A 14,125-nucleotide genomic window follows, 5' to 3' on the forward strand; every position below is an offset into this window, starting at 1 on the left:
CCAGCCCGTGCCAGCGATAGAGCAGGCTGAACTCCACCGTCATCCAGTTCGGCCGGTTCCACTTCGCCCGCCAGGCGACTTTCGGATCGGCCTGCAGCGGAAATTCGGTGGTGTTGATGTGGTTGATGTATTCTTCCACCACGATCTTGATGAACATCACGATCACGATGTTGCGCGCGGTTTCGAACAGGCGATCATCGTCCCACGTCGGGTTCTTCGCCGCCAGCTGGCCTGCCAGCCGGTTGTGTTCCCGCAGGAACAGCGTGTTCATCATCGCCGTCTGCGGCACGGCGTTGACCCGGTCCCCACCCACCGCAAACAGCGTCACCTTGCCGGCCGGCGTGACGTTCTTCAGGCCCAGCGGCAGATCGAGAATGGCAAATTCCGGCTTCACATTGCCATCGGCGCCAAACAGGAAGGGCGAATATTCCTCCCCGTTGATCACCTGGCTCTTCAGCCGGCCACCGGTGCCGGCCCGCAGCGCGCGCGTCTGCGCTTCGGTGCGACCATAGAGCGGCGACAGATCAATCTCGTGGTTCGATGTCGTGCGGCGCCGATCTTCCTTGTCATCATCATTGTGCAGCATCGTGCGGATGAAGCCATCGGTGAGATATTGCGCGAAAGCCGGGAACAGCCCCGTGGATTTCGGGCACAGCCGCTGGTTGGTGCCGGGCAGCCGCGCAAACAGCGCCGCGGTGGCCTGCAGCGGCGGCCGGCTGGTGCCGATTCCCTGGCCGGTCGTGGGCTTGGCCGGCAGCAGCCGCGCGTTGTAGGTGCGATCGGTGAGGCCGGACCAGCTGATATAATCATGCTTGGTGGACCACGGGTGCGGCCGGTTGCGACACACATTCACCGTACGGTCGATGACCAGGCGATTGACCTCGTCATCCAGATCAAGCGCATTCAGCGCCTTGGTCACAATCGACAATAAAGACATGGCCGTGGCTCCCCCCGGAAGGATGCGACCCTGACCATGAGGCTAGCAGGTCAGCGCCCGCTTGTCATGCCGCCTGGTTGGCCTTCGTTGTAGCGCGCTTCCAGGAACTTGCCCTGCACGCGCAGTCCGTCGCGGTCGCTTTCGGCCAGCGTGGCCGAGGCCCGGGCGAGTTCGGCTTCCACCGTCTTCAGCCCATCGACCACCGTGGCTTCCGGCGTGCGGCCGTCGTGCTCCACCAGCCCGGTGCGTTGCAGCGGCGGGATGCGGGTGTAGCGGTCCACCAGTTCGGGAAGATGGCTCGAAAGCAGCCGGCCGACATCCTGCGCCACCGGGTGATCGGCCGGCACGCGCGCCAATTGCTTTTCCAGCGCCGCCAGCTGCACGGCGATGCCATCCAGTTGCGGTGCGGCGAGGCGCGGCAGCTGCTTGCGCTGGCGATCGAGGAACGCCTCGGTGATGGCCGGAAGTTCGGCGGGGGGCGCCTTGTCGATATCGTCCACGTCCGGGCCGCCGACGGGCAGCAGCATACCGGCAATGCCCGCCATCGGCAGCAGCAGGAACGAGACAATGAACAGCCCGATACCCATGCCGCCCGCCGTCCAGCCATAGACGATCAGTGCCGCCAGCATCACGGCAAACGCCGCCATGCCGCGCGTCACCCGCGTGGCCATGTTGGCCTTGCGCTTTTCCCAACGCCGGCTGCGCGCCATCTGCATGGCTTCGGCCCGCGCCAGGCGGCGGCGGCGGGCTTCGGCTTCGTCGAACGGTGCGCCGCTTGCCATTTACGTGAGCGCGGTCAGGTTGTTCTGTGGCCCGGCGATCTGGGCTTCGGCCTGGCCTTGGGCGCGCGCCACATAGGCGCGGCTCTTCTCAACCTCGACACTCAGCGTGTCGACCGTGGTCTTCATCGCTTCCAGCGACTTCATCTTGAACGTGTCGATGGCGTCCATCGTCTGATAGACGTTCTGGAACGCGCGCTGCAGCGTTTCCACCGGAATGGTGCTGGCCGCAGCCTGCTCATGGATCATCGCCGTGTTGGATTTCAGCAGTTCGCCGGTCGAATCGATGATGCCCGCTGTGGTGGTGTTGAGCTGGGTGATCTGTTCCAGCACCAATTTCTGGTTGGTCATGGCTTCCGCCACCGTCACCGCCGTGCGCAGCGCCGAAACCGTGGTCGTGCTGGCGCGGTCCACGCCCTTCATCAGCTCGACATTGTTCTTCTTGACCAGATCAAGCGCCAGATAGCCCTGTACCGACACGGCCAGCTGGGTCAGCAGATCCTGCGTGCGCTGCCGCACATAGAACAGCGCATTTTCACGGATGGCCTTGGCCTTGGCCGGATCAACGACATCAAGCTCGGTCGCGCGCTCTTCCAATTTATCGTCGAGCACCTTGGACATGTGGACCATCTGTTCCAGCTTGCCCATCGCGTCCCAAAGCTTGGCGCGCTCGTCCTCGATGCTGATATTGTCCTTCAACAGCTCGTCCTTGCCGCTTTTCAGCGCGCCCAGGATGGCGTTGATGTTGGTCTGCGCGCTCTTGTAGCTGTCGAAGTACGACCGCAACTTGTTGCCGCCCACCGGGATGAGGCCAAACAGCTTCTTGCGGCCGGTCAGCTTGCCGGATTTGCCGGGATCAAGATCCTCGACGATCTTGCGCAACTGCACCAGGTCGGCACCGATGCCGGCTTCCTTGTTCAGCGCGCGCGTCGGCCGATCGAGGAAGCGGTTGGACTGGGCGGCGGCCCGCGCAATTTCGGTCGCACCCAGGTTGGCCAGCGCATCGACCTTCTTGCCGAATTCCGGGCTGGCCGCATCGGTGGCGATCAGTTCATCGATGAAGCTTTCCACCTTGGCTTCCAGCTGGGCCTTTTCCTGATCCTTCAGCGGCACCAGGCCGGCCGCTTTCGCAGGCGCAATGGCGCTCACCGCCACCGGGGGTTCCAGCTTGATCGCGACTTCTTCCGACATGCGTGTCCTCACCTGTTGACGCGCCAGCCTATCAGCAGCGGCGTCTGCTTGCTACTGTGTTAGGATTGCGACACGCTTTTGCAAGGGGTGGCCGCGGGAAATCGCCGCTTATTCGGCCATCAGCCCGGCAAGCGTGTCGTGCAAAGTGCCAATGCCCTGTTCCAGCCCGCCGATCAGCAAATGATCGACCGCGCCGGATTTAAGCCCTTCCTGGCCCAGCGCCGCGGCCCGGAAATCCTCCGAACCGAACACCGCGCCATCGAGCAGCGCCCAGCTTTTCGCCCAGTGCCGCTCCGCCTTCTCGTCCTTGGGCGGTTCGGGGATCAGCATGAAATCCTCCACCCAGGTTTCGTCCACGCCGCGCGGCATCACCACCATGATGTTGATGTAATCCGGGCTGGCGACGATCACCGTGCCGGGGGTGAGATTGTACGTGAAGGTCATCGTGCGCCGCAGATCGCGCATGTCGTCAAGGTCCATGCCCTCCAGCGCCGACAGACGCGCCACGGCGGAGCGCGAGTGCGGCCCGATGCGATCACCCGTGGTCACGCCATCCTGGAAATAGGGCGCGATGGTGGACGCGTGCAGGCGCAGCACATGGTAGCTTTCGGCAAAGGCATCCATGATCAGCTTCCAGTTCGCCGCCACCTTGTGCGTGCGGCGCGCGTAAAGATGCTGATCGCCAAAACCGATGGCATCGAAATCCGCCGCGAGCGGCCCCGCCGCCAGGCTGAAATCCGGCGGCGCATCGCGATCCAGGCCCACCCAGATCAACCCGCCGGCCTCCAGGCTCGGCATCTCGACGAGATTGCGCGTGCTCTTGTCCAGCCCCGCGAACGTCTCGGGCCGCGGCAGGCCTTTCAACTTGCCATCAGTGCCATAGCTCCACGCGTGATAGGGGCAGACAAGCGCGGGTGATTTCACCAGCTCGCAGCCCTCCACCAGCCGCGTGCCGCGATGCCGGCAGACATTCATGAACACCCGCGCCACACCCTTGCCGTCGCGCGCAATCAGCAGCGGCAGGCCGAACCCATCATGCGGCACCGCCATGTTGGGCTGTGGCAGCAACGCCGACGGCGCGATCACCACCGGCAGCCGCTTGAAGACATGGCTCCATTCGCGGGCGAAATGATCGGGGCACGTGTAGGCGCTGGCCGGTATCTCCCGCATCGCGCCGCTGGCCGGCTTGCCTGCCGCGGCCGGAATGCCCGCCGCCAACGCGCGCTGGCCGGGCGTGGGTAGGCGCGGTTTGAAGGCGATATCCATGGCCGGGATGGTGACTCCGAACCGCGATCAGCGAAAGCTAGTTTTTCGCAGCAGAGCCCGCCTTTTCGTAATCGATGCCGAGCTGTTCCAGATAAGATTTGTACTTCTTTGAATCGAAGTAATATTTTTCCATCTGCGGGCGCATCTTCGCCATCAGATCGGCATTGAGATGGGTGGCCGGCTGATCCTCCGGGCCGAGCAGTGGCGCATAACGCTCGGTCTTGAACTGCACCTGTTGCTGCCAGGCCTTGGCGCCGGCCACCAGTTCCGGTGTCGTCATCAGATCGAGCAATGTCATTGCCGCCACCTTGGCACCCACAACGGCGCCCTTGTGGGCAATCGGCGTCGCCATCGCCGTGGCCGCCATGATGTTGTGATAGGAAATGCCAGGCACGTTGGAGGGATAGACGATGGTGATGGTCGGCACCGTCCACATGATGTCGCCGATATCATCCGATCCGCCGTTGCGATCGCTATTGGGATTTTCCGGCGACCACAATTTCGGGCCATCGCTGGCGAGCGGCTTGTCCTTGCGGCCAAAGCCCGACAGCACGGCGCGGGCGAAATTCTGGTCGGCGGCGCTCCATTGCGGCAGGCCAACAGATTTCATGTTGGCAAAGGCGGCTTCGGCAATCGGCTTGTTGCCATAATTGGTGGCGGCATGGCCCAGCACGCGGCGCGTCACGCTGGTTTCGGTCATCATTGCGGCGCCCGCGGCGATGCGGTTGCCGGCGTCATACATGGCCTTCACGGCTGGCAATTGCGTGTCGCGGAAATAATACCACACGCTCGCCTTGTCGGGCACGATGTTGGGCTGGTTGCCGCCGCCGGTGATGACATAATGGCTGCGCTGCGTGACGGGCAGATGCTCGCGCTTCATGTTCCAGCCGTCGTTCATCAGCTCCACGGCATCCAGTGCGCTCTTGCCGTCCCACGGGTTGCCGGCGGCGTGCGCGGTGAGGCCAGCAAACGTGTATTCCACGCTGAGCGAGGCGGTGTAGGCCATTGGCCCCCAGGTGGTTTCCAGGCTGTCACCCACGTGCGCGAACAGGTTGGCGTCCACATCCTTGAACATCCCGGCGCGTACATAATAGGCCTTGGTTGCCACCAGTTCCTCGGCCACGCCCGGCCACAGCATGATGCGGCCCTTGATGCCGTTCTTCTCCATCACCTGCTTGGCCGCGATCGCGGCGACGATCATCATCGGCATGCCGCTGTTGTGGCCTTCGCCATGGCCCGGCGCACCGGCCACCAGCGGCTTCGCCCCCGGCACACCCGGCGTTTGGGAAAGGCCGAGCAGGCCATCGATATCGCTGCCCAGCGCGATCATCGGGCCACCGCTGCCCCAAGTAGCCGTGAACGCGGTGGGGATGCCCGCCACCCCGCGCGTCACCGTGAAGCCGTTCTTTTCAAGAATGCCGGTCAGATAGGCGCTGGTGCGCACTTCCTGGAAGCCCGGCTCGGCAAAGCTGAACACGGAATCGATCATGTTCGCCAGTTCGCCGGCGCGGGCGTCAACGGCGGCGGCCGCTGCGTCCTTCAATGGCGCCGGCGCAGCGGCAAAGGCTGGTGCGGCAGACGCCAAAAGGCTAGCGGCGAGCAGTTTGCGGATCATGTCATTTCCCCTCGTTTGGAGAAACGCTATCCGCCCCGCCCGCCGCCGTAAAGCTGGCGATTACTTCCGCGCCGCAATCCAATCGTCCACCCGGCGTTCCAGGATGGAAAGCGGCTGCGAGCCTGATGCGATCAGCAGATCGTGGAAGCTCTTGATATCGAACTTCGGCCCCAGCGCCTTTTCGGCCTTGCGGCGTTCTTCCATGATCTTCAGCATGCCGATCTTGTAGCCTGTGGCCTGGCCCGGCAGCGTGATGTAGCGGCGCACTTCCGAACGCGCCATTTCGGGCGGAGCGCGGCCGGTTTCGTTGAGATACTTCACTGCCTCTTCCTCGGTCCAGCCGAGCGCGTGGATGCCGGTATCGGTCACCAGACGGGCGGCGCGGAAAAGTTCGGCATCCAACCGCATGAAATCGGCGGCGATGTCGGGGAAGGCCTTCATTTCGGCGCACATGGCTTCAGCATAGAGGCCCCAACCCTCACCGAAGGCGACATAGCCGGTGACAGCGCGGAACTTCGGGCCGCCCTTCTGGCGCACCTGGATATCGCCCTGCATGTTGTGACCGGGCACCGCCTCGTGACACATCAGCGTGTAGAGCGAGGCCGGGTCCTTCTGCGTGCCAACGAGGTGCACATAGGTGCGCGACGGGCGCTTGCCATCCGGGCTGGGCCCGCTGGCGTGGGCGGCGCCGCCGGCCACTTCGCTGAACGACGGTTCGCGCACCACTTCGATGCCATAGGCCGGCAAAGTGCCGAAATACGGGCCGAGCAGGCCGCGAACATGGCCGACGAAGCGATTGGCTTCCTTCAGATAGGCTTCGCGCGACGCATCATCGAACGGCTTGGCCGGGAATTGCTGCGCGCGCTGCGCATAATAGGCGTGACGATCCTTCACCCCGGCCTTTTGCGCCAGCGCGTCCTGCTCCGCCTCGATCCGCGCCACTTCCTTGCGGCCGATGGCGTGGATCTGATCGGCGGTCAGTTCGGTCGTCGTGTTGATCTTCAACGCCGCGGCATAATAGGCCGCGCCGTTCGGCAGGGTGATGGCGCCCACCTTGCCCGACGGCGCAGTGGCCAGCGCCCCCTGGGCCCAATCGATCACCCGGCCATAAGCGGGCTTCAGATCGGCAATGGCCGTGCGGGCTTCAGCCAGCAGTGCATCGGCTTCAGCGCGCGGCAAGGTGCCGGCCGCCACCAATTTCTCGGTCTTCGCCTTCACATCGGCCCACAAGGCCGCATCAGGGCCATCACCAAAGGGCGCGCCGCTGGTCAGTTGGGTGGCGCCGGAAATAATGGATTCGATCTGGAACTTGGGCGCGCGCACCCCGGCGGCCTCGCTGGCCTTGGTGCGGGCGATGGCCATGTCCAGCACCGCCGGCATGCCCCGCACGCGGGCGATATAGTTTTTCAGATCCGTCGCATCGGCAACCGTGTGCGTGTTGATCAGGAAATCCGGCAGCTGGCTGTGCGCCGAATAGAGTCGCGAATAAAAGGGCGGGGTATAGACGCGGTTGGCGTTCTGCATCGCCGCGCGCTCCGCCTCCAGCGCCCAGATGTCATAATTCACCTGACCCTCGCCCGACAGCTTGGCGCGGTCGATCGTCGCCTTCATCCGCGCCGCGCTGGCCTGCCGCCACGCCACCTGGGCATCGGCAGCGGCATCGCTGGTGTCGTTCCACTGGTCGCCGCCGGCCTTGATGCCCAGCCGGGTCGCCAGTTGGGGCTGCGTCTTCACCCACTCGGCAAATTCGCCATCGAGGAAGGCCGTCAGCTTGGCATCTTCGGCCTGTGCAACTGCTGCCACCGGCGCCTGCGCCACGGCCGGCAAAACGGGCAGGGCAAGGGCGCTGAGCAGCACGGCGATACGGGTGGTGAATTTCATCGGGGGGACCCTCCTCTTGGTTGCGCCGTGTCTAATGGCCCGCAACCCCGGCGGGAAGCGCCAATGTTGACAGGCGCTCCCGCCTCGCGCCTTGCTGCCGCCATGGCCCGCAAGCCCGCCTTCCCCGCCGCTGATGCCCTGCGCGCGCTGGCTGATGCGCAAGACTGCCTGATGCTGCGCGTCACCCCCAATGCCGGCGCCGATACACTCACCATCGCTGATGGCATCGTGCAGGTGCGGGTGACGGCCACGCCCGAAGCCGGCAAGGCAAATGCCGCCGTGCTGGCGCTGCTGGCCAAGGCGCTGGGCGTGCCGAAATCCGCGCTCTCCATCGTGCGCGGCGAGACCGGGCGCGACAAGCGGGTGCGGCTGCCGCCACGCTGAAAGGCCGTCTGCCCATTGACAGGCCGGCCGCCGCCGCCATGGTGCCGGCCCATGGTCACCACGCCCAACCGCTCGCTCCTCGCTGCCATCAAACCCTATTTCGAAGCCGGGCCGCTGGGCGCGCTGGCGCTCGGCATGGCATCGGGCACGCCCTATGCGATGATCGCCGCCACGCTCACCACGCGGCTGGCGGAAAGCGGCATCGAGAAGAAATCGGTGACGGCCTTCGGGCTGGCGCTGCTGGTTTACAGTTTCAAGCCGCTGTGGGCGCCGCTGATCGATCGGGTGCGCATCCCTGTGCTGGCCAATCTCATCGGCCAGCGCCGGGCCTGGCTGGTCGTCTCGATCATCATGGCGAGCGCCGCCATCACCTGGCTCGGGCTGCTCGATCCCAGCGCCGATCTGGCGTTGTTTGCCGCTGCTGCTGTTGCCGTGGGGTTTGCCGGGGCGACGCTGGATATCGTGATTGACGCCATCCGCATCGAATGGCTGCGGGTGGACCAGATGGGGGCAGGATCTGGCATGACCCAATATGGCTGGCGCATGGGCAGCTATCTGGCGGGCGCCGGAGCGCTGCTGCTGGCGGCGGGGGGCAGCTGGGCGCTGGCTTATGCCTCTGCCGTGCTGCTGTTTGCGCCATCGCTGATCGCAGCGGCCGTGCTGGGCGAACCCAATCGTCCCCCCGCCCCGCAATCGGGCAAGGGGCTGAGCGCGGCCATCAAGGACAGCATCATCGCGCCGCTGGCGGATTTTCTCACCCGCAAGGGTGCCTGGATCGTGCTGGCCTTCGTTCTGGTCCACAAGATCGGCGACACCGTCTGCCAGCTTTCGGTGCGGCTGTTCTACAATGATCTGGGCTTCACCAAGGAAGAAGTCGCCTTCTACGACGTGTCGCTGGGCCTGTTCGGCTATCTTGGCGGCGTCTTCCTCGGCGGCCTGATCTACAAGCGCATCGGGCTGGCCGGTTCGGTGTTCCTCTCGCTGGTGCTGATGGGCGTGTCCAACGCCGCTTATGCCGGGCTCGCCATCATCGGCCATGATGTGTGGGCGCTGGCGCTGGTGCAGGGCTTTGAAAATCTCGCCAGCGGCATCGGCGGGGTCACCGTGGGCGCCTGGCTGGCGCTGCTGTGCGACCGCCGCTTTACCGCAACGCAATTCGCGCTGCTGTCGTCGGCGGCGGCGATTCTGGGCCGGGCCTTTTCATCGGGCACGGCCGGCGCGCTGATCGAAAGCCTGGGCTATGTCGATTTCTACTGGCTCACCACGGTACTGGCGCTGCCCGGCGTGCTGATCTTCCTGTGGCTGTGGCGGGCCGGGCTGGTGGTGGCTGATGACACGGCCGAGACTGCAACCGGCGTGTAACCCGCACGCCACGCTGCTGTCACAGCTTGGCAATGGCGCTGTAACGCGCGCCCGCTAAAGCCCGGCAAACCAGTGGAGCCTACCGCACCATGACCGTCGCCCTCGCGCCAACATTGTCTCTGGCCACCGAACTGCCCGCAGCCCTGCTCGCCCATGCCGCGCCCATCCACCGGGCTGGCCTGCTGGAAGTGCGGCTTGCCGCCAGCGAAGCCGAAGTCATCGCCGCCCAGGCGCTTCGCTACGCGATTTTCTATGATGAAATGGGCGCGCTGCCGACGGCGGCGATCGCCCGCGCCCGCCGCGATATCGATGCCTATGACATGGTGTGCGATCATCTGCTGGTGATCGATCATGCCAATGCGCTGCGCCCGCGCGTTGTCGGCACCTATCGGCTGCTGCGGCAGGATGTGGCAATGGCCAACGGCGGCTTCTATTCGGCAGGCGAGTTCGACCTGTCCGCCCTGATCGCCCAGTCCGGCCCCGGCCGCCAACTGCTCGAACTGGGTCGCAGCTGTGTCGCGCCGGAATGGCGCACCAGCGCCACCATCTCGCTGCTGTGGCGCGGCATCGCCACCTATCTGGCCCAGCACGGCATCGGCCATCTGTTCGGCTGCGCGTCGCTGCACGGCGCCGATGAAACACTGCACCTGGCCGAACTGTCGTGGCTGTACCACAACCATCTGGCGCCGCCGTCGCTGCGGGCCAGCGCGCTGCCGCCGCATCGGGTGGAGATGAACCGGCTCGACGCCGCCGCCATCGATGGCCGCGCCGCTTCCCGCGCGTTGCCGCCGCTGCTGAAGGGTTATCTGCGCGTTGGCGCCATGGTGGGTGATGGCGGCTTCGTCGATCACCAGTTCAACACGGTGGATGTGTTCGTGGTGATGCCGGTGGATCGCATCACCAGCCGCTATGCCGAACGCTTTGGCGCTGCGAACGATTGAGAGTTTCCCCGTTGGCGCGCCTGCGCTAGCCATGGTGCATGCGCTGGCGCTTTCCCCTTCTGGCTGTGGCGGCCCTCGCCGGCATCGCGGCGGCTGATCCGGCCACCCCGCCGCCGGAATCCGCCATCCCCGCCGGCCCCGATGGCGATGCCATCCGGCGCGGGCTGGCCATCATCACCGATACGCGCGCTGCCGCACCCCAATATGCCGGCAATGATCTGAGGTGCGCCAATTGCCACCTCGATGCTGGCCGCACCACCGGCGCTGCGCCACTGTGGGCCGCGTTCGGCAATTTCCCGGTTTGGCGCGACAAGAACAAGCGCATGAACAGCTTTGAAAAGCGCGTGCAGGATTGTTTCATCTATTCGATCAACGGTACGCCGCCGCCGCTGGGCGGCGAGGTGCTGCTGGCGGTGAGCGCCTATGCCGGCTGGCTGGCGCAGGGCCAACGCATCGGCGTGTCGCCACCGGGCCGCGGCTTCCCCGCCATCGCGGCGCCACCGCTGCCGCCCGATGATGCGCGCGGAAAGACCGTCTTCACCGAGGTTTGCGCCGCCTGCCACGGCGAAGACGGGCAAGGTCTGCGCGATGGCGACACCATCATCAACCCGCCGCTGTGGGGCAAGGCCAGCTACAACTGGGGCGCCGGCATGGCGCAGGTGGACAAGGCCGCCGCCTTCATTCGCGCCAACATGCCGGTGGGCAACGCCGGCACGCTCTCCGTGCAGCAGGCCTGGGATGTCGCCTGGTATATTGACGGCCAGGTGCGCCCGCAGGACCCTCGTTTTGCCGGCAACCTGCCCGCCACCCGCGCTGAACATCACAACCGGCCGTGGAGCCGTTACGCCACCAAGGTCGCCGGCCAGACAATGGGCGACCCTGCCATCACCCCGCCGCACCATGTGCCGCCGGGCCATGAATTCTGAGGAGCCGCCGATGACCACCCCGCTTCGCATCGATTTCGTCTCCGATATCGTCTGCCCATGGTGCGTGATCGGTCTCAAATCCCTCGAACAGGCGCTGGCCGAACTGGGCGACGACGTGGCACCTGACTGGCATTTCCACCCGTTCGAACTCAACCCGCAGATGCTGCCGGAAGGCGAAAACAGCGCCGAACATATCCAGCGCAAATATGGTCGCCCGCCCGAAGAAGGCGCCGCCGCCCGCAGCCACATCAAGTCCATGGGCGACAACCTCGGCTTCACCTTCAAGGGCGGCCCGGACTCCATGATCTGGAACACCTTCGATTGCCACCGCCTGCTGCACTGGGCCGAAAAGGCCGGAAAGGCCCACGCGCTGAAGATGGCCCTGTTCGAAGCCCATTTCACCCGCGCCGAACCGCTCAACGACGCCGAAACGCTGGTGCGCGCTGCTGTCTCAGCCGGCCTCGACGCCAATGCCGCCCGCGACGTGCTGGAATCAGGCCGTTACGCCGAAGACGTGCGCGCCACGGAACATTGGTGGCGCGACGAGCAGGACATCACCGCCGTCCCTGCCATCATCTTCAACGGCAAATACGCGATCATGGGCGGTCAACCGCCGGCGACGTTCGTGAAGGTGATCAAACGGATCGTGGCAGGCGAAGTATAGACTCCACCGCCTGAATTTATACGGTTCATTAACGGTAATTCGCTACGAAAAACCCCGGCACATATCCAATCTGTCCATGTTTTGGGGGCAATGAACTTGTTCAATCGCATTCTGACTGCGGCATCGACTGCAGCACTTCTCGCTGCCGCTCCGGCGTCCGCCGTGGTTTATTCCATCAATGTTGGCAACTCCACCTTGGGCGCCATTGGCTTCATCGAAACCGATGGCACCATCGGCACGATTGGCAGCGCCAATATCGTCGATTGGGGCTTTGACCTGTTCGATAACGGCGTCAATTTCACCCTGACCGGCCCGTCAAACTCGGGCTTGCTGGTTCAAGGCAGCGACCTGAGCGCGACAGCAAGCGGCCTGTTCTTCAATTTCAGCGGCAGTGGCCTGGCGCTGTTTCAGAATCCGGGCATTGGTTCCGGCATCAACTTCATCTGCTTTGTTGGGAACGCCACCTGCGGCGGCGGTGGCAACAGGATCAGCATCACGACCAGCACTATCGGTGATGGCATCCCGCAGTCGGGCCTGCAGCAGATTAGCGTTGCCACAGGCGGCGCGATTCCCGAACCGGCGAGCTGGGCCATGCTGATTGCGGGCTTCGGCCTGGTGGGTGCCGTTGCCCGCCGCCGCGCGACGGCGGCCGTGGCGGCCTGAACGCATTTATATTGCCGCCCGTCGGTTACTGGCAGGCAGGCTGCAAATTGCGAACAACAAAGGCGGGCCGGGTTCACACCCGGCCCGCTTTCTGTTGGTTCCGCATCAGAACGGGGGCCTGAGAACGGGGCCCCGCGCCCTTACTGCGCCGCGCGCACCTCCAGCGGCAGGCCCAGCGCCTTCAGCTGCGGCTCCACCTTCGCCCGATCCCCCACCACGATCCACAGCAATTTGTCCGTATCGAACAGCTGCACCGCGCGGTTCAGATCGGCCGTGGTCAGCGCGCCCAGGCGGCGGGCGGCGGTGACGTAATAATCGTCGGGCCGACCGAGGATCTGGTTGCGTTCCATCGCCGACAGGAAGGCGGTGCCGCGTTCGAATTCGCCGGGCAGCGCCAGCACGCTGTTGGCGATGCTGCGATTGCGTTCCTCGGCGGTGATCGGCTTGGCGGCCTTGATGGCTGCGATATCGCCGATGATCGCCTTCATGCTGTCGGCGGTGCGGTCGGTCTGCACCGGGGCATAGACGAGGCTGGTGAGTTGCCCCTTGCCGTCGGTGAGGCCGGCATAGGCGCCATAGGCCCAGTTCTTTTCCTCGCGGATGTCGGTGGTGATGCGGCTGGTGGATAGCCCGCCCAGCACATCGGCGGCGGCGCGTTCGGCGATCAGGTCCTGCGTGCCGGTGATCGGCAGCAGGGTGCCTGCAAGGATCAGGCTTTGCGGGCTGTTCGGCCGGTCCACCAGGATGATGCGGGCCGCTTGCGGCGGCGGCGCGGCGGCGGCGGTGATCGTGCCAGCCGGGGTGGCGGGATCGGCGCGCCAGTTGCCGAAGGCGGCGTCCAGCTGCGGCTTCAGTTCGGCCGCCGTGATATCCCCCACCACGAACAATGTGCCGCGATCGGCACGGATCCAGCGCTTGTGCCAGGCCACCAACTGGTCGCGGGTGATGGCCTTCACGCTGTCAGCGGTGCCCAGGCCACTGGGGGGCGCGCCATAGGGGTGATCGGGGCCATAGAGCGCGGGGGAAAGGATGCGCTGAGCGATGCCAATCGGATTGCTGGCTTCCTGTTGCAGGGCGGTGAGCATCTGGCCGCGCACGCGCTCGATCTCGGCCGGCGGATAATCCGGGCGCTGCACGATATCGGCAAACAGCGCGAGCGAGGCGCCAAGGTTGGACTTCAGCGCATCGAGGGAAATCCGCGTGCGGTCCATCCCCGGTGAGGCAACGATGCCGGCGCCCAGCCGTTCGCGCAGTTCGGCAATATCGGTGCCGCTGCGGCCGGCGGCGCCTTCGTCCATCAGGTTCAGCGCCATCGACTGGATGCCGAGCGACCCGCGCTCATCCGCTGCCCGGCCGCCTTCCACGCTGAGCAGCATGCGCACCAGCGGCACGGTGGTGCGCCGCGCCAGTTCCACCTTCAGGCCATTGGCCAGGGTGAAACGCTCGATCGTCGGCCATTGCAGCAAGGGCGGCTGGCCTACGGCGGGTTCAGCGATGCGCGCCGGGCCCTTGGCAG

13 protein-coding genes are annotated in these 14,125 nt (G+C 65.3%); 6 read left to right on the forward strand and 7 right to left on the reverse strand.

What is annotated here, in order from left to right; translation table 11 throughout:
- From RT662_RS11100 to RT662_RS11125, 6 genes are all read right to left on the reverse strand, one after another.
- A partial coding sequence (locus RT662_RS11100) for a peroxidase family protein (RefSeq protein WP_313670767.1) occupies positions 1-937 on the reverse strand: 937 nt, incomplete at its 3' end.
- A gap of 50 nt (positions 938-987) precedes the next feature.
- A complete protein-coding gene (locus tag RT662_RS11105) occupies positions 988-1,719 on the reverse strand; it encodes a hypothetical protein (protein ID WP_313670768.1) in 732 nt (243 codons plus the stop codon).
- Positions 1,720-2,907, reverse strand: coding sequence for a toxic anion resistance protein (locus tag RT662_RS11110; RefSeq protein ID WP_313670769.1), 1,188 nt, complete (start codon positions 2,905-2,907; stop codon positions 1,720-1,722).
- Positions 2,908-3,015: 108 nt separating this feature from the next.
- Entirely contained in the window at positions 3,016-4,173 is a 1,158-nt protein-coding gene (locus tag RT662_RS11115) for an aromatic ring-hydroxylating dioxygenase subunit alpha (RefSeq protein ID WP_313670770.1), read from the reverse strand.
- A gap of 37 nt (positions 4,174-4,210) precedes the next feature.
- A complete protein-coding gene (locus RT662_RS11120) occupies positions 4,211-5,788 on the reverse strand; it encodes an amidohydrolase (RefSeq protein ID WP_313670771.1) in 1,578 nt (525 codons plus the stop codon).
- Positions 5,789-5,848: 60 nt separating this feature from the next.
- The gene (locus tag RT662_RS11125; RefSeq protein WP_313670772.1) at positions 5,849-7,669 is read right to left on the reverse strand and encodes a DUF885 domain-containing protein; all 1,821 of its coding nucleotides are present in this window, start codon (positions 7,667-7,669) and stop codon (positions 5,849-5,851) included.
- A gap of 102 nt (positions 7,670-7,771) precedes the next feature.
- Here RT662_RS11125 and RT662_RS11130 point away from each other — a divergent pair, with 102 nt between their 5' ends.
- From RT662_RS11130 to RT662_RS11155, 6 genes are all read left to right on the forward strand, one after another.
- Complete coding sequence (locus RT662_RS11130) at positions 7,772-8,053, forward strand: DUF167 domain-containing protein (RefSeq protein ID WP_313670773.1); 282 nt, start codon at positions 7,772-7,774, stop codon at positions 8,051-8,053.
- A 51-nt stretch (positions 8,054-8,104) separates the two neighbouring features.
- Positions 8,105-9,415, forward strand: a complete 1,311-nt coding sequence (locus RT662_RS11135) for an AmpG family muropeptide MFS transporter (RefSeq protein WP_313670774.1) — start codon at positions 8,105-8,107, stop codon at positions 9,413-9,415.
- 89 nt (positions 9,416-9,504) lie between these two features.
- Entirely contained in the window at positions 9,505-10,356 is an 852-nt protein-coding gene (locus tag RT662_RS11140) for a GNAT family N-acetyltransferase (protein WP_313670775.1), read from the forward strand.
- A gap of 38 nt (positions 10,357-10,394) precedes the next feature.
- Positions 10,395-11,282, forward strand: coding sequence for a c-type cytochrome (locus tag RT662_RS11145; protein ID WP_313670777.1), 888 nt, complete (start codon positions 10,395-10,397; stop codon positions 11,280-11,282).
- A 10-nt stretch (positions 11,283-11,292) separates the two neighbouring features.
- Entirely contained in the window at positions 11,293-11,946 is a 654-nt protein-coding gene (locus RT662_RS11150) for a DsbA family oxidoreductase (RefSeq protein ID WP_313670778.1), read from the forward strand.
- Positions 11,947-12,108: 162 nt separating this feature from the next.
- Positions 12,109-12,609 carry a PEPxxWA-CTERM sorting domain-containing protein gene (locus RT662_RS11155; RefSeq protein WP_313670779.1) on the forward strand — a complete coding sequence of 167 codons (501 nt, stop codon included), beginning with the start codon at positions 12,109-12,111 and terminating at the stop codon, positions 12,607-12,609.
- 140 nt (positions 12,610-12,749) lie between these two features.
- Here RT662_RS11155 and RT662_RS11160 read toward each other — a convergent pair.
- Positions 12,750-14,125: pitrilysin family protein (locus RT662_RS11160; protein ID WP_313670780.1), on the reverse strand; the 1,376-nt coding region annotated here is incomplete at its 5' end.

The organism is Sandarakinorhabdus sp. (assembly GCF_032115815.1).
In the GTDB taxonomy this organism is placed as follows: domain Bacteria; phylum Pseudomonadota; class Alphaproteobacteria; order Sphingomonadales; family Sphingomonadaceae; genus Sandarakinorhabdus.

Bases quoted from the DNA above. Each gene is read 5' to 3' on its own strand.
- RT662_RS11105 (WP_313670768.1), bottom strand. From the start codon at position 1,719: ATGGCAAGCGGCGCACCGTTCGACGAAGCCGAAGCCCGCCGCCGCCGC.
- RT662_RS11110 (WP_313670769.1), bottom strand. From the start codon at position 2,907: ATGTCGGAAGAAGTCGCGATCAAGCTGGAACCCCCGGTGGCGGTGAGC.
- RT662_RS11115 (WP_313670770.1), bottom strand. From the start codon at position 4,173: ATGGATATCGCCTTCAAACCGCGCCTACCCACGCCCGGCCAGCGCGCG.
- RT662_RS11120 (WP_313670771.1), bottom strand. From the start codon at position 5,788: ATGATCCGCAAACTGCTCGCCGCTAGCCTTTTGGCGTCTGCCGCACCA.
- RT662_RS11125 (WP_313670772.1), bottom strand. From the start codon at position 7,669: ATGAAATTCACCACCCGTATCGCCGTGCTGCTCAGCGCCCTTGCCCTG.
- RT662_RS11130 (WP_313670773.1), top strand. From the start codon at position 7,772: ATGGCCCGCAAGCCCGCCTTCCCCGCCGCTGATGCCCTGCGCGCGCTG.
- RT662_RS11135 (WP_313670774.1), top strand. From the start codon at position 8,105: ATGGTCACCACGCCCAACCGCTCGCTCCTCGCTGCCATCAAACCCTAT.
- RT662_RS11140 (WP_313670775.1), top strand. From the start codon at position 9,505: ATGACCGTCGCCCTCGCGCCAACATTGTCTCTGGCCACCGAACTGCCC.
- RT662_RS11145 (WP_313670777.1), top strand. From the start codon at position 10,395: ATGCGCTGGCGCTTTCCCCTTCTGGCTGTGGCGGCCCTCGCCGGCATC.
- RT662_RS11150 (WP_313670778.1), top strand. From the start codon at position 11,293: ATGACCACCCCGCTTCGCATCGATTTCGTCTCCGATATCGTCTGCCCA.